This window comes from Halomonas sp. FeN2 (assembly GCF_020595105.1).
In the GTDB taxonomy this organism is placed as follows: domain Bacteria; phylum Pseudomonadota; class Gammaproteobacteria; order Pseudomonadales; family Halomonadaceae; genus Vreelandella; species Vreelandella neptunia.
The window spans coordinates 2391065-2412935 of the sequence record NZ_CP074200.1; the positions used below are offsets into that span (position 1 = coordinate 2391065).

Sequence of the window (21871 nt, forward strand, 5' to 3'; positions counted from 1 at the left end):
TTGAGTGATGGAAGTAGTACGTGGGCGTCAGCGCCGCCCACCGGCGACGCGTAGCACTTCGCCAGAGGTATAAGGCGCATCGAGCAGCAGCCATTCAGCGGCGCCGGCCACTTCCTCGGCGCTGCCTGCCCGACCGAGCGGGATAGCCTCGGCGTTCGCCGCCCCGCCTGGCGCGCCGGTCTGCATGGCAGTCTGAATGATGCCGGGCGCCAAGGCATTGACCCGAAGATCCGGGGCCAGATCGCGCGCCATCGCACGGGTTAGCGCCAACAATGCGCCCTTCGAGGCACCATAAGCGGCAAAGCCCGGCGCGCCTCCGTTTTCACCCGCGATAGACGCCATATTGACGATCGCACCGGGCGTATCGAGGGCGCGTGCGTTCAGAAAGGCCTTGGTGACCAGCATTGGGCCTGTCACGTTAATGCGTAACAAACGCTCGATTTCAGCGGCCTCCAGGTCGAGCCAACTGCGCTTTTGCCCCAGAATGCCGGCGTTGTTGACCAGGTGTGTCGGGCGCCACGTGGTCATATCCGCCGAGGCAATGGCATTTTCATCGGCGATATCGACGACCTCTGCCCGGGCTAAATCGCCGAGCTCGTCGCGTGTCTGCTCCAGTGCCGGCGCCGAGACGTCCCAGAGCAGGACACGCGCGCCTCGTTGAACCAGCCGGTTCGCGATGGCCCGGCCGATGCCCGCTGCCGCGCCGGTAATCAGTACAGTGGGTCGAGACATAATTCTCTCTTTATTAGTTACCTGAACGGATGCTGTCGAGCTGTTCCATCATTCGGTCGATGTTGTCACCGCCGAGCGCGTCACGGCTGATCTCGTAAACCGGCGCCACCGTCTCGCGAAGCTCGGCCATTGCCTCTTCGCTGAGTTCGGTAAACTCCATGCCTTCAGATTCCAGCGCGGCGCGAGCCTCGTCAACGGCTTCGCGGGCACGCGTGACCTGGGGGTCGCGCGCCGCAACCGCACACTCGCGCACTAGATTCTGCTCATCTTCGTTAAGACCGTTCCACTTGCGTTCGGACATCAAGACCGGCAACGGGGAATAGGCGTGCTGCGTCAGCGTGACATAGTCCTGAACCTCGTAGAAACGCTGGGACTGAATCAGCGGCAGTGGGTTTTCCATGCCATCGACGGCGCCGGTTTCGAGTGCCGTGAACACTTCGCCGAACGACATAGGCACCGGGTTTGCATCGAGCGCGCGGAAGGTAGCGAGATAGATCGGGTTCTGAATCACGCGAATGCTCAGTCCCTCGAAATCCGCCACGCTCTGGATGGGGCGCACCGAGTTGGTGGCATGGCGAAAACCGTTTTCCCAGATCGACAGCATTACCAATTGATGTCCGGCCATCTTCTCGGCCAGATCGTTAGCGTAGGGGCCGGTCATCACCTGATCGACCTCATCGAAATCGGAAAACAGGAACGGTAGGCTGAAAACGCCCATCGCAGGCTCGATGCCCGCCAGCGCGTCGGCCCCGGCAACGACCATATCGATGGAGCCCGAGCGCACCGACTGCGTTGCCTGAGCGTCGTCACCCAGTTGGCCAGAGTAGAAGGCGCGCAGCTTCATCGCGCCACCCGAGCCCTCCTGAAGACAGCTAGACATGGCATCAACCCCTGTGGCCACCGGATGGTCTTGAGCGGCGCCGTTCGACACTCGAAAGGTGTGATTGCCGAACTCCTGGGCCATGGCCGGTACCAGCGTTGTCAGACCAGTCAGAGCCGTCGCGGCGAGGAAGGTCATTTTTTTCATGATGAGTCATTCCTTATTTATTGTTTGAAGACGCAAGTTACGTACCACTGCTGGATCGCTTCGACATTATCGAGCCAACCACTCCAGTGGCCAGAGAACGATTTGCGGGAACGCGACCAGCAGTACCAGCACCAGTACCTGGGCGATCAAAAAAGGCGCCGCCCCTCGCGCCACCCGATGCAGCGCGACACCTGACACCCCGGAGGCGACGCTCAATACAATGCCGACAGGCGGGGTAACAAGACCGATCGCGGTATTGACGACGAAGATCACCCCGAAGTAGATCGGATCGATGCCAGCCTCGACGACCACGGGCAGCAATACCGGTGCGAGGATGAGAATGGTCGGCCCCATATCCAGCATGGTGCCTACCAGCAGCACGATCAGCATGATCACGATTAGCAGCAGACGCGGCGACTCCACCAGCGGGCCGACCAGCTCGAGCACTATTCCCGACAAATCGGCGATGGTGATGAACCAGGCGGTGGCCAACGCCGCTGCGGCCAACAGCATGACGACCGCCGTGGTGAGCGCTGCGTTGCGAAAGACCTCGAACAGATGACTGATCTTCAGCTCTCGGTGAATCACCATGCCGACGAATACGGCGTAGACCACGGCGACGACGGCCGCCTCGGTGGGCGTGACAATACCGAACCTAATGCCGCCCAGAATGATGACCGGCATACCTAGCGACCAGATCGCCCGCCGAGTTTCGTGCAAGCGCGTCATCCACCCCTGACGCGGCAGCGGTTCGACATTGTCGCGACGTGCAACGATCAGCCATGCCGCCATCGCCGCGAGCCCCATCAGAACACCCGGAACGATGCCCGCCAGAAACAGCTGGGTAATCGAGAGATTAGTCGCCACCGCAAAAATAATGTAGGCGATAGAAGGCGGGATGATCGGCGCGATGACACCCCCTGACGACAAGAGCCCGACAGAGCGCGCCTCGTCATGGCCCGATGCGCGCATCATGGGCAGCATGATGGCGATCAGGGCCGCAGTATCGGCGGCGGCAGAGCCCGACAGCGATGCAAGAATGATAGCGGCAAAGATCGCCACGATGCCCAACCCACCACGCAGATGGCCCACGAAAGCTATCGCGAAAGCGATGATCCGCTTAGACATTCCGCCGGCGTTCATCAGCTCCCCAGCCAGTAGGAAAAACGGGATAGCCAATAGGGAAAAGTTGTTGGCGCCAAGCACTAGCTGTTGCGAAATGATCTGTGGATCGAGCAGATCGAGCGCCCAGCCCATCATGGCCGCACAGATCAGCAGCGCAAAAGCCACGGGGACACCGAGCGCCAGAGTGGCGATCAAAGTGCTGACAAAGATACCCAAAATCATGGCGCCACCTCACCGCCACGCGGTAGAGAGGTCAGCCGCCCGGTCAGATAGCCCAACATACGCAGCGCGGCGATCAAACCGATCGCTCCCGCCATGGGGATAACTGCGCCGAAGACCCAAATCATCGGCAGGCGCGTCACCGGCGCGATATTCGTCGCGTTTATATCGAACTGCTGGAGTGCGCCGGTGATGAGCAGCCCACAAACGACAACGACCAGACCGTTGGCAACGACGAGCATGGCACGCCTGAGCGGCCTCGGGGCCAGCAAAAGCACCAGATCGAAGCCGATATGCATGTTGCGATGCATGGCTGCGATGGCGCCAAGAAAAATCAGCCACACGAAAAAAAATCGCGAAAGCTCATCGGATACGTCGATACCCGAGCCGAAACCGTAACGTAAGACAACGTTTACAAACACCATGACCGTCATGCCAAACAGCAGTGCCACGAGTGCGACGTCAACCACTCTAAAAATCAGGTTGATTGTCCTGGTCATCTTTCCTCCGTAGCGGAACCGGCGCTTGAGCGTGTACGCCGCCTCGACTCACCTAATATGTTACATACAACATACAACAATTAATCCTGAAGCCGTCAAGACAAATCTGAGCTTAAACCGCTTAACTAAGACTAAAGTAATAAGAAAAACCACTATTTCAGCGTTTTAAAGCCCCTTTTATAGAGCAATAACTCAATAAAATTTGATTGTTGTATGTAAGAACTGCGTGCTTTAAATATGCACTTGTGTGTTCAAGCACGGATAGTGATAAAACAATAATACTATTTATTATCAATAACTTATTTATTTATTATACTTTTTGATAATACGTTTTTGAGTATTATTTCTTGACGGTACCCGGCATTTAAATTGAAGTGTTATGTGTTACATACAACAAGCTTTTGATAACAATACGAGACCCTCATGACTCATTCAACGAAGAGCCAAGGCTACAAAGCCCTTGGAATTGCCTCATTACTGCTGCTTGCATCATCGCCTCTGCACGCCAGTAGCTGGCCTGATAAACCCATCACGCTGGTTGTTCCCTGGGGCGCCGGCGGTGGCACAGATGCAACCGCGCGCATGATTTCCACCCTGCTCGAAGAGAGCCTTGGTGTTCCCGTTCCCGTGGTCAACCGTACCGGCGGCTCGGGCGTTATCGGCCATTCGGCCATCGCCAATGCCACGCCTGACGGCTATACGATCGGAATCGCCACCCTTGAAATAGGCGGCATGCATTACCAGGGCCTCACGGATATCACCTACCAGGATTACTCGCCCATCGGGCTTTACAATGCCGACCCAGTTGCCATTTTCGTTTCGTCCAGAAGCGGCTATGACAGCATCGACGATCTGCTGAAAGCGATTCGCTCATCCGGACATCGCGAGTTCAAGGCCAGCGGCTCGGCCCAGGGCGGCGTCAATCACATTGCAGAAGCCGGCATGCTGCTGGCATCAGATATCCCGGCGGACAAAGTGGCGTGGGTTCCTTCCGAAGGCGCGGCTCCGGGCCTTCAGGATCTCGCCGCCGGCGGCGTGGATTTCGCGGCCGCGTCGATGCCGGAAGCGCGTGCACTGATGGATGCGGGACTCATCAAGCCACTCGTGATCCTGAATACAGAGCGCTCCTCAAACGCTCCTGACCTGCCGACCTTCGAAGAAGCGACGGGCAACGAGTGGTCGTTTGGTTCCTGGCGCGGACTGGTCGGGCCTGCCGACGTGGATGAAGAAATCATCGACACGCTACAGGAACATATGAGCGCCATAGTGAACGACCCGACCTACCTGGAATTCATGAACAATCGCGGCTACGCAACGCTTTGGCTGGAAGGTGATGAGTTCATGGATTTCATGCAGAGCTCGGATCAGAGAATCGGCGAAACGCTGAAATCTCTGGGCATTGTTGAATAGCGAAAATGGGTACCTTGCCTGCAAGGTATCCATTTGCTTCAGGTCTTCTCATATGAAATTCAACGATATTGTGATTGGTATTGCCTTCATGCTCATTGGCGCGTTGGCGGTTTTCCAGGCACGTACCTTTCCTGCCATGCCTGGGCAGATGGTCGGCCCCTCCACCTTTCCAACGATTATCGGCTGCGGTTTTCTGATCGGCGGCGTGATATTGATCGCCAAGTACATGCTCGCGGGAAAAGCGACTCCCTTACTAGTCACCAACCAGGGCTGGCTGAAAAAGAAGCGCGTCCTGGGGTTTTTACTGCTGATTCTGGGAAGTCTTGTGTTCGCGATTTGGATTGAAGAGATCGGCTTCGTACCCGGTGGGATCATTCTGGCGCTGGCACTATTGTGGCTTGAAGGCTACCGCCAACCGCTGATTCTTGGCTGCGCCGCTGTTTTCGTCGTCGTGGTTTATTACCTGCTATCTCAACAGCTCAATGTGCCTCTTCCCGCCGGATCATTCATCTAAGGGTATAACGACATGACCGACAACATCGTGGGAGCGCTGCCCTTAGTTTTCAACTACACCACGCTCAGCGTCATCCTGATCAGTGCACTTTTCGGACTCTTCGTGGGCGCCATTCCGGGGCTTTCCGCCACCATGGCAACGGCCATACTGGTACCCATCACCTTCTTTATGGATCCGGTGCCCGCCATTGCCGCGATCGTCACGACGGCGGCCATGGCGATATTCGCCTCCGATATACCCACCGCTCTGCTGCGAATTCCCGGAACGGCCGCCTCGGCCGCTTACGTCAGCGACATGAATGGTCTCGCCGTGAAAGGAAAGGTAGGGCAGGCGCTGGGTATCTCGGTTTTCTGTGCCGCTTTTGGCGGCGTCTTCGGATCGCTGGTGCTCATTTTCGCCGCGCCCAAGCTTGCGCTGGTTTCTCTGAACTTCACTTCCACCGAGTATTTCTGGCTGGCGCTTCTCGGGCTGACAGCGGCTGTCATGCTGGGTACCGGCTCCGTATTAAAGAGTCTGCTCTCGCTGGGAGTGGGGCTTTTGATCGCCACGGTCGGTCTCGACTCGACGGCGGGTTATCCACGCTTCGTGTTCGGTATCGACGCTGTCATTTCAGGTGTGGCCTTCGTACCAGCCCTGATCGGCATGTTCGCCATCCCCGAGATCATTCGCACCCTCGTCCACAAGGATTCGACAGAGAAGGCGCCTTCACACGTTTCCTTTCGTTCGCTGTTTTCGGGCCTGGGCAAAACCCTGTTCCGTTACAAGGTCAACATCCTGCGGGGCTCGTTGATCGGCAATATTGTGGGCATTCTGCCCGGCGCGGGCTCCGATATCGGCAGTTGGATTGCCTACGCCGTCTCCAAGAAGATGTCTCGCCAACCTGAAAAGTACGGCTCGGGTCACGACGAAGGGCTGGTAGACGCCTGCTCTGCAAACAACTCTGCGCTATCCGGTGCGTATGTACCGGCCATGGTGTTCGGTATTCCAGGGGATTCGATCACCGCGATCGTCATAGGGGTGCTCTACGCCAAGGGGCTTAACCCGGGGCCGCTGGTATTTATCACGAAAGGGGTCGAAGTGACCGCGGTCTTCATTACCTTTTTGGTGGCCAACCTGCTGATCATTCCACTTGGCCTGATCGCCATATTTGCCTCTCGGCATCTTCTTCAGGTAAAGAAGAGCATTCTAGTGCCTTTCATCCTGATTTTTGCCATTGCTGGCTCCTATGCGATCGACAATACCTACACCGGTATCGTGATCATGCTGGTGCTGGGATTGATAGCTTACCTCATGGAAGAGAATGGCCTGCCTGTCGCCCCGGTCATACTGGGTCTGGTGATGGGTCCCATGCTCGAAAGCAACCTGATTACCTCGCTCATCAAGAGTGACGGCAACCTGCTCGACTTCTTCTCGCGCCCCATCGCCGCAACGCTTGGCATCCTGACGCTTTCCATATGGTTTGTGCCGGTATTGCTACGACTGATTCGAAAACAAAAGACAGTAAACGGTTGATAGGGCGAATTAATGACAAACAAATTTCGCATAGGGCCTGTTCAGTCCCTGACGGACATCGTTGCCGAACGACTTCGCACGGCCATCATCAACGGGGATTTTGTCCTGGGAGAAAAAATCCCTGAAGAGGCGCTTTCGTCGAAACTCGGAGTCAGCCGGACCCCTATAAGAGACGCGCTGGCTCGACTTCAAACGTTGGGGCTTGTCACCGTTAAGCCCAAACGCGGCAGTTTCGTATTCGAGCCAACGAGCGCGGACGTTGTGGACCTTTGCGACTTTCGCTTTATGGTAGAACTACAGGCAGCGAAGCGCAGCTTTTCGAATAGCCCGATAAGACTCGTTAGATCTCTGCAGTTGATCACTCAGAAGATGCAGTCATCTATTGATAAAGACGATGTTCAGGAGTATTCCAGCCTCGATAGCGCCTACCACCAGATGTTCTTCGAGCACTGCGACAACCGATATCTGCTCGATGCCTTCAACTTGATCAGCAACCGTATTTCGGCTCTGCGAACGTCCATCACATCACCGCAAACCGAGTTAAGAAATATAAGCTTCCAGGAGCATCACGCCATGATCGAGCACCTCAAGAAAAGCGATATCGCAAGCTTCGAAAGCGTTCTACACGCGCACATCATGCGAACCCAAGAGATCTATCTGAAAGCCTTGCAGCATCGAAAAGCGATCGCCCGACAAGCCTGACGCGTCAGCACCTGTTTATTCGATGACAGCAGACCAATCGCCACTTCTCCTGCCAGCACCGGTCGGTCACCTTGCTGACGGGTTACTGATTGTTCGATACCAAGGAGCACACTCCATGTACTCATCCATTGCCACGGTTTGCCTAAGCGGCTCCCTGGAAGAGAAGGTAGACGCCATTGCTCAGGCAGGCTTTGAGGGGCTTGAGCTGTTTGAAAATGACCTAACCGCGTTCACCGGCACGCCGCGGGAAGCGGGTGAGTTGATTCGCTCCCGCGGCCTCAAGCTGGTGACGCTTCAGCCGTTTCGCGATTTTGAAGGTCTCCAGGGCCGCGCTCGTGAGCGGGCCTTTGACCGCGCCGAGCACAAGTTTGATCTGATGGAGGAGCTGGGCACGGATCTGCTTATGGCGTGCAGTACCGTTCATCCCGACTCGTTACCGGGGTTAAGCCGCGCCGCCGATGACTACTATGAGCTCGGCGAGCGTGCCGCGCGGCGACACCTGCGCGTGGCCTATGAGGCGCTGGCCTGGGGCCGCCATATTCACGACTACCGCGACAGCTGGGAAGTGGTGCGCCGTGCCGCCCACCCCAATGTCGGCCTGGTGCTGGACACTTTCCATATCTTCTCCCGTCAGACCGAGCTAGGCACCATTGGCCGCATTCCGGGGGATCGCATCTTTCTGGTACAGACCGCCGATGCGCCGCGCCTCTCCATGGATCACCTGTCGTGGAGCCGCCACTACCGCTGCTTCCCCGGCCAGGGCGAGCTGCAGATGGATAAGTTCATGGCCATGCTGGATGAGACCCGTTACGACGGCCCGCTCTCCCACGAGATCTTTAACGATGTCTTTCGCATGGGTCACAGCGACCAAACTGCCCGGGACGGGCTGCGTTCCTACAACCTGCTGCGCAGCATGCAGGGCGACAGCGGCATTCCCGCACCGCAGCCGATCGAGTCGGTCGCCTTTCTGGAAATCGCCGTTGAGCCTGACGATTTAGCCTCGCTGCGCGAGCTGCTTACCGCGCTGGGCATGGCCTGCGTGGGGCGCCACCACACGCTTAACGCCGAGCGCTGGGCGGCAGGTGACGTCAATCTGGTACTCAATGCCGAATCGAGCTTTACCGGCCGCACGCCAGGACGCGATGCCACCGCAGTAACGGCGATTGGCCTGCGCGTGGCAAATGCCTATGAGGCGTTTAAACGTGCCGACAAACTTGGCTACGATATCGTGGAACCCGAAGAGGTGGGTGCCAGCCACCGCATGAGCGCCCTGCGCAATGTGGATGGCAGCCTCTCCTATATTATTGATGACTCGCAGCTAAGCCGCACCTGGGATCGCGAGTTCCCTGTCGATGTACAGCCGGCTCCTCAGGGGGCGCTGGTGGATATCGACCATATCAGCGTGGCGCTCTCCTACCACGACTACCTCTCGCTGATGCTGCAGTACCGCGCTATTTTCCAGTTAGCGCCAACGCCCTCCTTCGATGTCACCGACCCCCGCGGGCTGATCCAGAGCCAGGTACTACAGAACTACAACGGTCGCTTCCGCCTGGCGCTTAACGCCAGCGCCTCGCCGGATACCGCCAGCAACCGTTTTGTGCGCCAGTACGGCGGCTCGGGAATTCACCATGTTGCCCTGCGCACCAGCGCCATGCGCGACACCAGTGCGGCGCTGCAGCAGGCGGGCACGCCGGTACTGCCGATTCCCGGCAATTACTACCGCGACCTGGCCGCGCGCTTCGACCTACCGGCGCAAACCCTGCAATGGATGCAAGCGCACCACATCCTGTTTGATCAGGATGGCGAAGGTGACTTCCATCAGCTGTATACCCAGCCCGGCCGCCAGGCGTTCTTCTTTGAGCTGGTGCAACGGGAGGGTTACCAAGGGCTGGGCGCGCCGAATGCCTTTGTGCGCGTCACTGCACAGCAGCGTCTGGAAGCGGAACTTGGCGATAGCACTCAAGATGATGATGTTAAACAACACTGATATTCTGCGGGCTGAAGACATCAATTGCGTCGGCATCATCTCTAAAACAGATCGATCTGCTCGTAATACCACCGCGTGCTCATTATATCGAGCAACTTGTCACGCCTTCTGCTCACTCTATGCCATGAAGCGCCAGATAAATAGCGTACAATTATTCGTTATTCGAACTTAACTATTTGCCTTCATGCGCTAAGGGGCCGCTATGCTAGCTATACTTGGGATTACCACGCCCATATTCCTACTTATTGGCTTGGGATATATAGCGAGATGGAGCGGCATTATCCAGCGCGATCAGATGCAGGGGGTGGGCGTCTTTGTGCTCTACTGCGCGCTGCCCGCGCTCGTAATTCGCGCGCTCACCCAGCAACCTCTCGAAGAGGTTTTCAAGCTCAACTATCTGGTGGCTTACGGGCTGGGCTCTATCGCCGTTTTCGCTGCGGGGTTACTGCTCTGCTTAAAACTACAGCGCCAACCACTCAACGCCAGTGCTATGCAGGCACTAGGCATGTCAGCTTCCAACAGCGGTTTTGTCGGGTACCCCGTGGCAGCGATGGTCATCGGCTCACCTGCGGCGGTGCTTATGGCACTCAATATGGTTATTGAGACACTGATTATCATTCCCGCAGCGCTGATTCTGGCCGAAATGGGCAGCCATCAAGGTTCCAGCACATGGATAACGGTTAAAAAGACGTTGCTTAGCCTTATCAAAAACCCGGTGCTGGTAGGCTTGCTGATCGGCATTTGTCTGGCCGTTACCGGCGTCAATATTCCCGCGCCACTGTTTAAAGCCATTGATATGCTGGCCGAAGCAGCGGGCCCAGCGGCGCTGTTTGTGATCGGCGGCGCGCTGTTTGGCCTACAGGTTAAAGGTATGGCGAGCGACGTAGGTCAAATTGTCATCGGCAAACTGATTATTCACCCCCTGCTCATCTTCATCGCCTTCTATTTTGTTCCAGGCATTGATCCGCTTTATATGGCCGGTGCGTTGCTATTTGCTGCCGCACCGATGATCAGCATTTACCCACTTTTTGGCCAACGCTATGGTTTAGGCGGCGTAAGCGCTGCGGCGATGCTGGTGGCGACAGTCGCTTCGTTCTTTACGCTTAGCCTGATCATCGGGCTGATGTCACTTTCAGGAATGCTAGCGTTTTAAAACTCTAATAAACAAATATTTAACGTATAAAAGGACAATAAAAATGGGTCAACATTCTGATCAAGACAAAACGTCACAACAGCCCTGCGCCGTGGTTACCGGCGGGGCTAGAAACATTGGCCAAGCCATTGCTTTACGACTTCAACAGGATGGCTATCGCGTTATTGTGGCGGATATCGTCGCGCCGGAGGCCGGCTCTTTACAAGAAGACGCCTACCAAGTCGACCTTGCCGACGCCAACGCTACTCGCCGGGTGATGGAGGAAATCGCCGAACGATATGCGGTGTCTCGGCTGATCAATAATGTGGGTATTGTGGCACCAGCGCTGCTTGAAGAGGCACGGCTTGAGGACTTCGATAAGCTCATGCATCTGAACGTGCGCTCGGCGCTGGTCTGCACTCAAGCGCTACTGCCCACTATCAAGGCACAGGGCATGGGTCGTATCGTCATGAATGCCAGTCGTGTGGTGCTCGGTAAAGAGGCGCGCACTATTTACAGCGCGACAAAGGGAGCACTGCAATCCATGGCCCGCACCTGGGCGTTGGAGCTGGCGGAGCACGGTATTACGGTCAATTGCGTGGCACCCGGCCCTATCGCCACTAGTGCCTTCTGGCAAAACAATCCGCCCGATTCCGAGCGCGCTCGCCGCATCATCGATAACATTCCGCTAAGCCGAATGGGACAACCTGAAGACGTGGCCCAGGCTGTCAGTTTCTTTTGCGACGAGCGTAGCAGCTTTATTACCGGCCAGACGCTGTTTGTCTGCGGCGGAGTGACGGTCGGTTAACTCAGCTTTGGCGTGACTCGTCAGTGCTATTGCGCGCACCACGTCGAGAGGCGGCAAAGCGATAAACGGCCAGGCCGATGGAACCCACGGTCAGCGCGATGAAGGCCCAGGTAATCGGCCCGCGTACGAAGATCGATAGGTCATTGGAGCCGATGAGCAGAGAACGACGCAGGTTGTCTTCGAACATCGGCCCCAGGATGAAGCCAATCAGAAACGGCGCCGCCGGTATGGCGGCACGATTGAAGATATATCCCAACACTCCAAACGCCAGCATCAGCCACACGTCGAACGTGGCGTTATTGACCGCATAAGCGCCGTAGACGCAGAACATCAAGACGATAGGAAAGAGAATGGACTTGGGGATATCGGCAATTAACGAGAAGTACTTGATGGCAACGTTACCCACCACCAGCAGGATGACCGAGCTGCACATAATCCCCAGGAACAGTGCATAGATCAGCGACAGATTTTCCTGGAACATAAGCGGGCCAGGCGTTAACCCATGCACCATAAAAGCTCCCAGGATAATGGCGGTGATGACGTCCCCAGGAATACCTAGCGATAACAGCGGAATTAACGTCGCCCCGGCAACGCCATTGTTACCGGCCTCAGCCGCTGCCACCCCTTCTACCTCGCCCTTGCCGAAATTTGCTCTGTTGGGAGAGCGCCGACGCGCATCGCTGTAGGAGATGAATGCCGCCGCCGTCGCGCCGGTGCCGGGGATAGCGCCAATAATGACGCCAATTAAGCTGCCTCGCACAATGCTTTTCATACAACGCTTGAGCTCAGAGAAGGCCAAACCGGCACCACTTGCCTTCGCCTTAATATGAGGAATCGCTTTCTTACGATAAAACTCGATAATTTCTGGAATAGCAAACAGGCCAATCAACAGAGGGATAAAAGAGATGCTGTCCATCAAGTTGTAGCTATCGAAGGTAAGCCGCTGGGAACCGAAGACCTCATCCAGCCCTACCATGGACAACAAAATGCCCAACAGCGCTGCCATCAAGCCCTTGATCATAGAGCCGCTGGCTAGCGAGATGATAATGGTGAGCGAAAAACAGATCAGCCAGAAAAATTCGGGTGCCCCGAAGTTCAGCGCAATTTTAGCCAAGTAGGCGGCAAAAAAGATCAACGCTATGTTGGAGATAAAATCGGCAATCACCGACGAATAGAGCGCGGCCTTAAGCGCTTTTTTTGCATGCCCCTGTTGGGCCATCGGGTAGCCGTCTAACAACGTACAGGCCGAGGCGGGGGAGCCTGGGGTTCTGATGAGAATGGCGGTAATCGAGCCACCGTACATCCCCCCTTTATAGATACCTACCAGCAGCAGGATAGCGGCAACCGGCTGCATAGAGAAGGTAAAGGGAAGTGCCAATGCCACCGCCATGGTGGCGGTTAAACCGGGGATAGAACCAACAACCACGCCGATAACCACGCCTGCGGCTATGGCCAGAAAGTTATCCAGGCTGAAGAATATCTCTATGACTTCCGAAAAATTTTCCATAGGGCACCCAGAAAAGTAAGTAGCAAATCAGAAACCGAGCGGCATTATCGGTAGTGGTACGTTCATTACTTCTACAAATAAGAGCGCCACCACAACTGGAAACAGAAATGCCAGGCTATATACCCACCAGGTGCGAACCGGATGCGCTACGAAAAGAACTAAGGTTGCCAAAATACCGCAGAACACGGCGCCCATTACCTCAAACAAGGCAACATATATCACCAGCGATAGCACCATTAGCACGAAACGCCGAGTGGAGCCTTTCTCAATCGCCCGCTCATCCTCCTCGGGCTTTCCTTCCACAATGAAGGCCTGAAGAATGAGTAGAATCGAAAACAGCAGAATCAGCCAGCCGATGATCGCCGGCAGCCATCGCGGCGACATCATTGGGTTTTGTAGGATCGGCGGTTCGTTTATATAGTTGGGTACCAGATAAAAGACCAACACTATGGCAAACCCCAGCAATACAATGCCGGTGATGAGGTCGCTGGTATCTTTTATTTTCACTCTGCGCTTGGAACCCGAGGGTGTCATCGCGGCCTTCTCCTGGGCAACAAGAGAGGCGAGGGTAGCGGCCCTCGCCTCTCTGTTATAACGGAAGAGTAGCTAGTTACTGGCTAATACCGGCCTGCTGTGCAACGCCCTGCCAACGTTCGACTTCATCGGCGATAAACTGCTTGAACTCTTCGCCAGACACCTGGCCCGGTTCGGCGCCCAGTTGATCAGCAAAGTCCACAAACTCTTCACGCTCCATCACCTTAGCCAGGGCATCCCGCATAACGGTTTGCGCTTCTTCCGGGAAAGAGCTGTGTGCCACCAGACCAAACCATGCCGTGGTGACGAACTGGTCGAGGTTATACTCACCCACTTCCGTCAAAGTGGGTACATCCGGCAAATACTCTGACCGCTCAGCAGAAGTCACCGCCAGAGCGCGCAGGTCACCCGAGCGAATATGCGAAAGAACGGTCGGCATGTTCTCGAAGGAGACGTCTACATCGCCGCCCAAAAGCGCAGGAAGCGCCGCACCGCTGCCGGCAAACGGCACTGCCGTCATGTTGGTCTCGGTCAACGTCTTGAATAACTCGCCGGACATATGGATGGAGCTGCCCACGCCGCTGTGGCTGAAGGTCATGTTCTCTTCTTTTGCCGCTTCAACGAACTCGATAACACTTTCATAAGGGCTGTCGGCGGGCACCACCATGACATTGGGGATATCGATCATGTTTTGCAGGAAGACAAAGTCTTCGACTGGATCGTAGCTAAGATCAGGGTAAATGGCCGCGCCGATGGTGTGACCGGGTGATGCCATTAAAATGGTGTGGTCGGCATCACGCCCACCGCGGGCGAGACGACCGGTGCCCACCGTAGAGCCCGCCCCCGGACGATTCTCCACAACCACGTTAGCATCAAGCTCTTGCTGAAGAAGATCCGCGACGCGGCGGGACAACACATCCGTGGTGCCACCTGGAGCGTAGGGGACGACAAGACGAATATCGTCGGTGGGCCACTCATTGGCGCTGGCGGAGGAAACCGCTAGGCCCAGTGCCAGAGCGCTACCGAAGGCAGCCAGACATGATGCGCTAAGGAGTTTATTCATTGTTATCTTCCTGTGCGTTGCTAAGTAATTATTTATACTTAACTATTGTTCGTAAGGCGTACACGTATTCGTAGCATCTAGCTTGAGATTACGTTGTTGCTAACCTTTTAAAAAACACAACTTTAGTAGTAAGAAGCGGGATTGACCGCTGAAAGAGGGAGCCACGTTCGCACTGCGAACTTTTTTACGTTAATCTTTTATCCCCGGTTTTAGCACAATGGATAGTAAAAATGCAGGAAGAAATGCTGAGTGAAGATAGCCGCGACTTTGTAACGGCCCTTGCTAGTGGTCTGGAAGTCATCCAGGCATTCGATCATGAGCACCCCCGCATGACACTAAGCGAAGTCGCCGCGCGCACGGGAATGAATAGAGCAAAAGCCAGGCGCTTCTTACTCACCCTGCATGCCCTGGGGTATGTGCGCAAACAGCAACGCTACTTCGAACTGGCACCCCGCGTGCTTCAACTCGGCTATGCCTTTTTATCGGCTAATAATTACCGAGATGTTATTCAGCAACATCTCGAAGACATTACCGCTGAAACTGGGGAGTCCTCCTCGCTTGGTGTACTTGATGGCAATGATGTTATCTACGTAGCCCGCTCGGCAGCAAAGCATCGCTTGATGGCAATTACGCTTTCAGTAGGCACTCGGCTGCCAGCAGCTCATACTTCCATGGGGCGCATGTTGCTCGCTCAGCTCAGCGATACCGACCTTGATCACTTTCTTTCTTCGGTTGCTCTAGAGTCTTACACCGACAAAACGGTGACAGATGTTAGTGAGCTACGAAACCAGATAATAAAAGCGCGGCAGCAGGGCTATGCCATTTCTGATCAAGAGCTTGACTCCGGCTTGCGCTCCATTGCCGTTCCTGTCTATGACGCCAAGCAGCATTTAATGGGCGCAATCAATATCAGCACTAACGCTGCTCGGGTCGATCTTGATACGTTGATTAATGTTTACTTGCCTGTTTTACAAAACAAAGTGGCCCAGGTAAGAGCGCATATTAACTAGCCCCCACCATCACCGCCTCTAGCGCGGCTCGATAGCCTTGAACCCCGAGGCCAGCAATGACGCCATCGGCACGCAGCGAGACATAGGAGTGATGGCGAAAGGCTTCGCGCTTGTGAACATTGGACAAATGCACCTCAATGACTTTGCCATCAAAAGCATTGAGGGCATCAAGAATGGCCACTGAGGTATGCGTGTAGGCAGCGGGATTGATAATAATCGCTTGGGTGCCATCCAGGCGTGCAGCGTGAATGGCGTCAATCAATTCGCCTTCATGGTTGCTCTGCAGACAAGTGATGTCCCAGTCGGCCATCACCGCTTTCTCCCGCAAAGTGTTATTCACGTCGTCTAACGTCTCGTACCCATATATTTCTGGCTGACGGCTACCCAGCAAATTTAAGTTGGGGCCATGTAATACCAATACCTTTCCTTGACTCATAACTCTCTTCAACCTTATGGGTTAGTGGATAGCTTGACCTAGCTGCCTGTTCTATCACTTAACCCGCCAACTGCGCCAGCGCCTGTTCAAGCGATGTTTCCTGGCGCTGGGCATACAGCTCGATTTCATCGATAACGGCTCTCCCTAAGGCCTGCTCAAACGCCTGCTGACTTGCGCTGCTTGCATAATGATCATGGCTGTTTCCACCCAGGTTGGATTGAAAAATACCGGCCGCGCTCACGGGTAAGAAGTCTTCATAAATCATCGGGGTCACACGGAGGGCGCCTTGTTCGATCAAGCTCTCCAGTTGCTCAACTGAAACTTCTCCTTGCACAGATGCACCCTGAACCGCCTGATAGTGGAAAAACGCTAATCCTTCGCGACGCAGCGTTTCATAGCTATCGGGAAACGCTTTAAACACCTCAGATAAATGCGCTTGATGGGTGTCATTATTGGCTAAGGTGGGCGAGTTCTCTTTGGCAGCTGCCAGCAGGCGGTCGTATAGCTCGCGCCCCTTGCGCGTTAATGCAATGCCGCGCTGTTCGATTTCGCCAAAGCGGGCGGTGTGTTTACCCTCAGCAGCGTCCGCGAAAGCAATCGTCTCCTCCAGTGCTTTGAAGCTGGTTTGACGTAGCAGGACTGGGCAGTCTCGGCGAGGCGGGCCTTCAATCGTCGCTTTGGGGTCAATGCCAACGCTGGGCATGCGCCGCTGCACTTCATCAATATCCAGCGTGCGCGGCGTTAGGTGGTTAATGTGCGGGCCGCGGAAGCAGACCACATCGGCAATTAAGCGGTGTTCGGCATGCAAACGCTCATAGGTGGCCAAGTCGACCGTGGCGTTGTCGTGCCAGCGGAACGTTTCCAACGCTTCCTGCACAAACTGCTTGGCATCGTCGGCGCTTAGGCCACCCTGCTGCTCAAAACGCTCAATCAGCGTTTTCACGTTGGCAGTGAAGATATCGCGGGCACTTAAAATTTCACTCGCCTGTTCTCTTAGTTCAGCTTTTTCGATCAGTTCAAGGCGCAATAACGAGGTAAATACGCGGAAGGGGTTCCGCTTGAGGGCACTATCCGCGACCGGCCGAAACGCCGTGGAGTGAACCGGCACGCCTGCGGTAGATAAGTCGTAATACCCCACCGGCTCCATCCCCATGACCGAGAACATTCGCCGCAACATAGCAAGCTCGCCTGGGCTTCCCACTCGAATAGCGCCGTGGCGTTCAACGTTGATACGCGCCAGCTCATCGCTTTGTTTTAATTCACTGTTAAGTGCAGGATTAGCGGCGAGTACCTCTTGATTAACCGCCTCAACCAGCGACAGCAAGGTGCCATATTGCGGCACCTCCTGCTGATACATCGCCGACATGGCGCGGGAAAACTGGTCGCGAATTTCATCACTGCTAACGTAAGCTGAACACATGGCACTATCCTGTTTGTAAACGGCTATACCTGCCCATAAAGGGGCTATACCTACATAGTAGCGCTATCGGCGTCTTAACAATTTCACTTTTTCCGCGCCTTGCTATACATAAAAGCCATGCAAAGCCCCTATAAAAGCCGCCATGCACGCTTAACGGGCGGGGCGCTTAACCTGTTACATTAGCGCTTGATCTTGTTGACGTAGGCTGGCACCCATGACGCTTCCTCTTTATCTAGGCTTGCCTATGTGGGCCAATCAAGACTGGCTGGGCAACCTTTATCCACGCCATGCCAAAACTGAGCTGTTAAGCGATTACGCGGCGGTGTTTTCCAGCGTTGAGGGCAACACTACCTTTTATAGCGGTACCCCTAAGCCGGAAACCATTGCTGCCTGGGCGCGTCAGGCACCATCCCACTTCCGCTTTTGTTTTAAATTGCCTGCCAGTGTCACCCACGATCAACGGCTAACCCGGTTAGAGGAGGCCTGGGCTTTTTTAACGGCGCTAGAACCGCTGCACGACCGCCTTGGGCCCACCATGGTTCAACTGCCACGGGATTTCGGCCCCCAAGAGCTTCCCCAGCTTGAAGCGCTGCTCGCCGCTTGGCCTGCCCATTTGCCTTGCGCGGTCGAGGTTCGCCACCCAGAGTTTTTCCACAAAGGAGCCGCTGAAACAGCCCTTAACCGCCTGTTGATAACTTATTCGGCCAATCGCGTGATGCTCGACGTACGCCCGCTCTTCTCAACCCCGGCAAATGGCCATATGGGCCTGGCCCATGCCCAGCAAGAAAAGCCGAAACTCCCGCTACACGTGCTTTCCACGGCAAATTTTCCTGTCATTCGTTTCATTGGCCATATTGACAAAACGATTAATAGCAACTACTTCACCGCCTGGATAGACCGCCTAAAGCTGTGGATAAATCAGGGGAAAACCCCTTTCTTATTTGTGCATACTGCGGATAACCGCGAGTCTCCCCACATGGCCCGATTACTCTACAACGCACTAGAAGAAGTGACGCCGCTGCCACCACTTGGCCCTTTCGCGGGTGAAAAGCAAAGCCAACTGTTTTAACCCACCTTTTTAGGTCAGCTAACTGGCATGCTTGCGGTCGATCAGATAAATTGCGCTTACTTTCGGAAAAGTACGCTGGCAATAACTCATTTTTCCGAAAACTAGCGTGCCCAGCACGCAGTGACTTACACAACAATCGACTTAATGGGTGATTTATGGCGAAGCTTGCGCATGCGCAGTGGTCATCGCGAATGACCTTTGTGCTGGCCGCCGCTGGTTCAGCGGTGGGTCTAGGCAATATCTGGAAATTTCCGTATATGGTGGGTGAAAGCGGCGGCGCTGCTTTCGTATTTGTGTATTTGCTCTGTATCGCGCTGATCGGCTTGCCCATTCTTGTCTCTGAGTGGCTTTTGGGGCGGCGCGGCCAGAAGAACCCCGCCAGCACGATGTCAGAGCTGGCGCGCACGGCTAAAAAGCCAAGAGCCTGGGCCATCGTGGGCATCAGTGGCATTGTCGGGGCCTTCTTGATTTTGTCGTTTTATAGCGTGATTGGCGGCTGGTCGCTCTACTACACCGTCAACTCGGTGAGCGGTGCTTTTAGCGGTCAAGATGCCGATGGCATTGGCGCGCTATTTAATGGCATGTTGAGTAACCCTGGATTGCTGCTGCTGGGTCACTCCGTGTTTATGCTGCTGGTCATTGGGATTGTCGCCCGCGGCGTTACCAAAGGCCTTGAAGGCGCTGTACGCATTCTGATGCCAGTCCTCGCACTGCTGCTGGTGGTGCTGATTGGTTATGGCATGACAACCGGTCATTTTGGCGAGGCGTTGACGTATATGTTCAACCCGGACTGGAGCAAGCTCACAGCAGAAACCGTGCTAGCCGCCTTGGGCCACGCCTTCTTCACCCTCTCTCTGGGTATGGGCATAATGATGGCTTACGGCTCTTATCTGGGCAAAGAGATCGACCTGCTGCAAACCGCCCGCACGGTCATCATCATGGATACCGTCATCGCGTTGGGCGCGGGTTTAGCCATCTTCCCGATCGTGTTTGCAAATAATTTGGATGTCGCTTCGGGCCCAGGGCTGATTTTCGTCACCCTACCACTGGCCTTTGGCAATATTGATGGTGGTTTACTGTTAGGTTTGATGTTCTTTTTGCTGCTGACGTTTGCGGCATTGACGTCGGCCATTTCACTGCTTGAGCCCGTGGTGGAATTCATTGAAGAACGCACGCCGCTAAGCCGTGTCATGGCTACCGTTGTGGCCGGAGTGGGTGCTTGGTTACTAGGTATTGCGGCGCTGTTGTCATTCAACGTGTGGAGCGAACCGGTGCTGTTTGGACTGGGCGTGTTTGACCTGCTGGATACGCTGACCAGCAAAATAATGCTGCCGCTGACGGGGCTGGGCGCGATTCTATTCACCGCTTGGTGCCTGGAGCGCAGCAGCGTGGAAGATGAACTGGGTCTTTCAGCGACCGGCAAGAGCGTATGGAACGTCATCGCGCGCTATGTAGCGCCCGCTGGCGTTATTGCCGTCTTCGTAACAGGGTTAATCTAAGCTCAGCCGCTTGTATAGCCGAGCTGCCAAGGCCCTGCTAACCGGCAGGGCAGCGTGGTTCTGCGCAGATAATAGTTGCGCCCCTACTCTCTTGGCATCCTGAAACTTAGTGTAATTCGCTCTCTTGCCGATCTTCATCGGGCAAGGGGGCGATATCCCGCGATAACTTTTGAAACTCACGATGAAGCTCAATACCCCGCCGCGCTCTTAAGCTGCGTTGGGCAGCGCTGCGCTGGCGCTGAGCATGCTCATCGACTTCCATACTCATGAAGATGTCGAGCAATTCGCTTTTAACCGAGGTGATTCGTTCGACGTTTCTCATAATCGACGTTCCTCCAGATGAATATGCCTTCGTCCACCTGCATCCGTGACGACTGTTATGATGCAGTGCGGCACTTCAATTATTACTATAACCTACTTGACAAAATGATGACCAATCTTAAAAAAAGGGGCTAACGGCCTTTAAACGCTAGCCTGAACGTCGTTATCAGTGCCCATTTGCGCCATCAGTCAGGCATACTGTGACCAATGCCAACGTAGCCAAGTGAGCTAGAAAGCCAAGGAGCTGAACGTGAGTCGCGCCCTGTTCGATGAAATGAGACGCCGCATGGAGCACTTTCGACGCTCCGAGCAAAAAGTGGCGCGGTTTGTACTGCGCAACCCCGAAGAGGTCATCCACATGCGTATTGTGGACCTGGCCACCGAAGCCACCGTTAGCGAACCTACCGTTGTGCGCTTTTGCCGTGCGCTGGGTTGCAATGGCTTTCAGGACTTCAAACTACAGCTGGCGCAAATGCTGGCCAGCGGCAGTCAGTTTGCGCAGTTCTCCATGAACGATAGCGACTCGGTCGCTGAATTTTCCCACAGCATCTTTGACTCGACCGTGGGTACGCTACTCTCGGTTCGTGACCGGTTGGATAACGACGCCCTGGGCCGTGCAGTCAACGCCCTGGCGATGGCCAATCGGGTCGAGTTCTATGGTTTTGGGGCATCCGGCGCGGTGGCTTTTGATGCTCAGCACAAATTTTTCCGGCTACAAATTTCTACCTCTGCCTACGCTGACCCGCATATGCAGAATATGTCGGCGGTGACCTTGAACGATGGCGATGTGGTGGTGGCCATTTCCCAAACCGGCCGTACCAAAGCGTTGGTCGCCAGCGTGCGCTTGGCTCGCGAAGCGGGCGCGACAGTCATTGGCCTGTGCCCCAGCGGCTCGCCGCTCGCCGAAGAGGTTAGCCTGCCGCTGTATATCGATGTTCACGAAGACACCGAAATCTACACCCCGCTTAGCTCGCGGATTGCACACCTGGTGCTTATCGATGTACTCGCCGTGGGCGTGGCCAAAACCCGCGGGCCGAAACTCGCCGAACAGCTCAAAGCGGTTAAAAAGAGCCTTAATACGCTGCGCTTTCCTGAAGATTCCTAGTCTTTGCCTATACCGAGTGCGAGGGCAGGTTGAAGCGAGGGTCTTTTGACAGGGCCGGAAAGTGTTCCTGACAATTCCGGCATTTCCGCCCTCCATGGCGGTCAGATGCAAAAGTAGCGCCCACGGATGGGTTCACAGCGCCCTCGCGGAAACCTGCCCTCGACACAGAGGCGAGAAGATTGCCACACCTGTATACACAGCCAGTTAGCTGGCTGTGCTAGACTAGCCGCCTATTTTTT

The 21871-nt window shown here is 55.3% G+C and carries 21 protein-coding genes; 11 read left to right on the top strand and 10 right to left on the bottom strand.

All coding sequences use genetic code 11. The annotated features are described in order from the left end of the window. Nucleotides 1-27 precede the first annotated feature (27 nt). The 4 genes from KF947_RS10950 to KF947_RS10965 all read right to left on the bottom strand — a co-directional run bounded on the left by KF947_RS10950 (nt 28) and on the right by KF947_RS10965 (nt 3603). The gene (locus KF947_RS10950; RefSeq protein WP_223288331.1) at nt 28-732 is read right to left on the bottom strand and encodes an SDR family NAD(P)-dependent oxidoreductase; all 705 of its coding nucleotides are present in this window, start codon (nt 730-732) and stop codon (nt 28-30) included. Nucleotides 733-745: 13 nt separating this feature from the next. Next, on the bottom strand, nt 746-1759 hold the full coding sequence (locus tag KF947_RS10955) for a DctP family TRAP transporter solute-binding subunit (RefSeq protein ID WP_223288330.1): 1014 nt from the start codon (nt 1757-1759) through the stop codon (nt 746-748). A gap of 66 nt (nt 1760-1825) precedes the next feature. Continuing rightward, nucleotides 1826-3106, bottom strand: a complete 1281-nt coding sequence (locus tag KF947_RS10960; RefSeq protein WP_088699282.1) for a TRAP transporter large permease — start codon at nt 3104-3106, stop codon at nt 1826-1828. Next, nucleotides 3103-3603, bottom strand: a complete 501-nt coding sequence (locus KF947_RS10965) for a TRAP transporter small permease (RefSeq protein WP_088699283.1) — start codon at nt 3601-3603, stop codon at nt 3103-3105. The genes KF947_RS10960 and KF947_RS10965 overlap by 4 nt, the downstream gene beginning before the upstream one ends. Before the next feature lie 423 nt (nt 3604-4026). Here KF947_RS10965 and KF947_RS10970 point away from each other — a divergent pair, with 423 nt between their 5' ends. The 7 genes from KF947_RS10970 (at nt 4027) to KF947_RS11000 (ending at nt 11668) form a co-directional block, all read left to right on the top strand. After that, complete coding sequence (locus KF947_RS10970) at nt 4027-5013, top strand: tripartite tricarboxylate transporter substrate binding protein (RefSeq protein ID WP_223288328.1); 987 nt, start codon at nt 4027-4029, stop codon at nt 5011-5013. 52 nt (nt 5014-5065) lie between these two features. Continuing rightward, nucleotides 5066-5527, top strand: a complete 462-nt coding sequence (locus tag KF947_RS10975; RefSeq protein ID WP_223288327.1) for a tripartite tricarboxylate transporter TctB family protein — start codon at nt 5066-5068, stop codon at nt 5525-5527. Nucleotides 5528-5539: 12 nt separating this feature from the next. Continuing rightward, a complete protein-coding gene (locus tag KF947_RS10980) occupies nt 5540-7039 on the top strand; it encodes a tripartite tricarboxylate transporter permease (RefSeq protein ID WP_227406252.1) in 1500 nt (499 codons plus the stop codon). 12 nt (nt 7040-7051) lie between these two features. Further along, nucleotides 7052-7741, top strand: a complete 690-nt coding sequence (locus KF947_RS10985) for a GntR family transcriptional regulator (protein ID WP_227403991.1) — start codon at nt 7052-7054, stop codon at nt 7739-7741. 115 nt (nt 7742-7856) lie between these two features. Next, nucleotides 7857-9728: a bifunctional sugar phosphate isomerase/epimerase/4-hydroxyphenylpyruvate dioxygenase family protein gene (locus KF947_RS10990; RefSeq protein WP_227403992.1), complete on the top strand. Its 1872-nt coding sequence runs from the start codon at nt 7857-7859 to the stop codon at nt 9726-9728. A 202-nt stretch (nt 9729-9930) separates the two neighbouring features. Beyond that, the gene (locus KF947_RS10995; RefSeq protein ID WP_227403993.1) at nt 9931-10881 is read left to right on the top strand and encodes an AEC family transporter; all 951 of its coding nucleotides are present in this window, start codon (nt 9931-9933) and stop codon (nt 10879-10881) included. Between the two features lie 43 nt (nt 10882-10924). Next, nucleotides 10925-11668 (top strand): SDR family NAD(P)-dependent oxidoreductase, encoded by a 744-nt coding sequence (locus tag KF947_RS11000; protein WP_223288322.1) that lies wholly within the window; start codon nt 10925-10927, stop codon nt 11666-11668. Between the two features lies 1 nt (nt 11669). Here the strand turns inward: KF947_RS11000 and KF947_RS11005 are convergent, their stop codons facing one another. From KF947_RS11005 to KF947_RS11015, 3 genes are all read right to left on the bottom strand, one after another. Then, nucleotides 11670-13175: a tripartite tricarboxylate transporter permease gene (locus KF947_RS11005; RefSeq protein ID WP_133732226.1), complete on the bottom strand. Its 1506-nt coding sequence runs from the start codon at nt 13173-13175 to the stop codon at nt 11670-11672. A gap of 27 nt (nt 13176-13202) precedes the next feature. Beyond that, a complete protein-coding gene (locus tag KF947_RS11010) occupies nt 13203-13709 on the bottom strand; it encodes a tripartite tricarboxylate transporter TctB family protein (protein WP_133732227.1) in 507 nt (168 codons plus the stop codon). A 76-nt stretch (nt 13710-13785) separates the two neighbouring features. Continuing rightward, nucleotides 13786-14772 carry a Bug family tripartite tricarboxylate transporter substrate binding protein gene (locus tag KF947_RS11015; protein WP_133732228.1) on the bottom strand — a complete coding sequence of 329 codons (987 nt, stop codon included), beginning with the start codon at nt 14770-14772 and terminating at the stop codon, nt 13786-13788. 230 nt (nt 14773-15002) lie between these two features. On the opposite strand from KF947_RS11015, the gene KF947_RS11020 reads away from it, so the two are divergent. Then, on the top strand, nt 15003-15782 hold the full coding sequence (locus KF947_RS11020; protein ID WP_133732229.1) for an IclR family transcriptional regulator C-terminal domain-containing protein: 780 nt from the start codon (nt 15003-15005) through the stop codon (nt 15780-15782). Here the strand turns inward: KF947_RS11020 and aroQ are convergent. Both aroQ and KF947_RS11030 read right to left on the bottom strand, forming a co-directional pair. Continuing rightward, nucleotides 15775-16218, bottom strand: coding sequence for a type II 3-dehydroquinate dehydratase (gene aroQ, locus KF947_RS11025; protein WP_133732230.1), 444 nt, complete (start codon nt 16216-16218; stop codon nt 15775-15777). The two genes, KF947_RS11020 and aroQ, sit on opposite strands and share 8 nt — an antisense overlap. 58 nt (nt 16219-16276) lie before the next feature. Next, nucleotides 16277-17638 carry a VOC family protein gene (locus KF947_RS11030; RefSeq protein WP_223288319.1) on the bottom strand — a complete coding sequence of 454 codons (1362 nt, stop codon included), beginning with the start codon at nt 17636-17638 and terminating at the stop codon, nt 16277-16279. Nucleotides 17639-17852: 214 nt separating this feature from the next. Between KF947_RS11030 and KF947_RS11035 the strand changes: the two genes are divergently transcribed. Together KF947_RS11035 and KF947_RS11040 are read left to right on the top strand one after the other, a co-directional pair. After that, nucleotides 17853-18707: a DUF72 domain-containing protein gene (locus tag KF947_RS11035; RefSeq protein WP_133732232.1), complete on the top strand. Its 855-nt coding sequence runs from the start codon at nt 17853-17855 to the stop codon at nt 18705-18707. A gap of 155 nt (nt 18708-18862) precedes the next feature. Further along, nucleotides 18863-20206 (top strand): sodium-dependent transporter, encoded by a 1344-nt coding sequence (locus tag KF947_RS11040; RefSeq protein ID WP_133732233.1) that lies wholly within the window; start codon nt 18863-18865, stop codon nt 20204-20206. A gap of 106 nt (nt 20207-20312) precedes the next feature. On the opposite strand, the gene KF947_RS11045 is transcribed toward KF947_RS11040, so the two are convergent. Then, a complete protein-coding gene (locus KF947_RS11045) occupies nt 20313-20528 on the bottom strand; it encodes a PA3496 family putative envelope integrity protein (RefSeq protein WP_022521120.1) in 216 nt (71 codons plus the stop codon). A 249-nt stretch (nt 20529-20777) separates the two neighbouring features. Here KF947_RS11045 and hexR point away from each other — a divergent pair, with 249 nt between their 5' ends. Further along, on the top strand, nt 20778-21632 hold the full coding sequence (gene hexR, locus KF947_RS11050) for a transcriptional regulator HexR (protein ID WP_227403994.1): 855 nt from the start codon (nt 20778-20780) through the stop codon (nt 21630-21632). Nucleotides 21633-21871: the final 239 nt, after the last annotated feature.

Bases quoted from the DNA above. Each gene is read 5' to 3' on its own strand.
- KF947_RS10960 (WP_088699282.1), bottom strand. From the start codon at position 3,106: ATGATTTTGGGTATCTTTGTCAGCACTTTGATCGCCACTCTGGCGCTC.
- KF947_RS11020 (WP_133732229.1), top strand. From the start codon at position 15,003: ATGCAGGAAGAAATGCTGAGTGAAGATAGCCGCGACTTTGTAACGGCC.
- KF947_RS11005 (WP_133732226.1), bottom strand. From the start codon at position 13,175: ATGGAAAATTTTTCGGAAGTCATAGAGATATTCTTCAGCCTGGATAAC.
- KF947_RS10980 (WP_227406252.1), top strand. From the start codon at position 5,540: ATGACCGACAACATCGTGGGAGCGCTGCCCTTAGTTTTCAACTACACC.
- aroQ (WP_133732230.1), bottom strand. From the start codon at position 16,218: ATGAGTCAAGGAAAGGTATTGGTATTACATGGCCCCAACTTAAATTTG.
- KF947_RS11045 (WP_022521120.1), bottom strand. From the start codon at position 20,528: ATGAGAAACGTCGAACGAATCACCTCGGTTAAAAGCGAATTGCTCGAC.
- KF947_RS10975 (WP_223288327.1), top strand. From the start codon at position 5,066: ATGAAATTCAACGATATTGTGATTGGTATTGCCTTCATGCTCATTGGC.
- KF947_RS11030 (WP_223288319.1), bottom strand. From the start codon at position 17,638: ATGTGTTCAGCTTACGTTAGCAGTGATGAAATTCGCGACCAGTTTTCC.
- KF947_RS10995 (WP_227403993.1), top strand. From the start codon at position 9,931: ATGCTAGCTATACTTGGGATTACCACGCCCATATTCCTACTTATTGGC.
- KF947_RS11040 (WP_133732233.1), top strand. From the start codon at position 18,863: ATGGCGAAGCTTGCGCATGCGCAGTGGTCATCGCGAATGACCTTTGTG.
- KF947_RS11015 (WP_133732228.1), bottom strand. From the start codon at position 14,772: ATGAATAAACTCCTTAGCGCATCATGTCTGGCTGCCTTCGGTAGCGCT.
- KF947_RS11035 (WP_133732232.1), top strand. From the start codon at position 17,853: ATGACGCTTCCTCTTTATCTAGGCTTGCCTATGTGGGCCAATCAAGAC.
- KF947_RS10955 (WP_223288330.1), bottom strand. From the start codon at position 1,759: ATGAAAAAAATGACCTTCCTCGCCGCGACGGCTCTGACTGGTCTGACA.
- KF947_RS11000 (WP_223288322.1), top strand. From the start codon at position 10,925: ATGGGTCAACATTCTGATCAAGACAAAACGTCACAACAGCCCTGCGCC.
- KF947_RS10985 (WP_227403991.1), top strand. From the start codon at position 7,052: ATGACAAACAAATTTCGCATAGGGCCTGTTCAGTCCCTGACGGACATC.
- KF947_RS10965 (WP_088699283.1), bottom strand. From the start codon at position 3,603: ATGACCAGGACAATCAACCTGATTTTTAGAGTGGTTGACGTCGCACTC.
- KF947_RS10970 (WP_223288328.1), top strand. From the start codon at position 4,027: ATGACTCATTCAACGAAGAGCCAAGGCTACAAAGCCCTTGGAATTGCC.
- KF947_RS10990 (WP_227403992.1), top strand. From the start codon at position 7,857: ATGTACTCATCCATTGCCACGGTTTGCCTAAGCGGCTCCCTGGAAGAG.
- KF947_RS10950 (WP_223288331.1), bottom strand. From the start codon at position 732: ATGTCTCGACCCACTGTACTGATTACCGGCGCGGCAGCGGGCATCGGC.
- KF947_RS11010 (WP_133732227.1), bottom strand. From the start codon at position 13,709: ATGACACCCTCGGGTTCCAAGCGCAGAGTGAAAATAAAAGATACCAGC.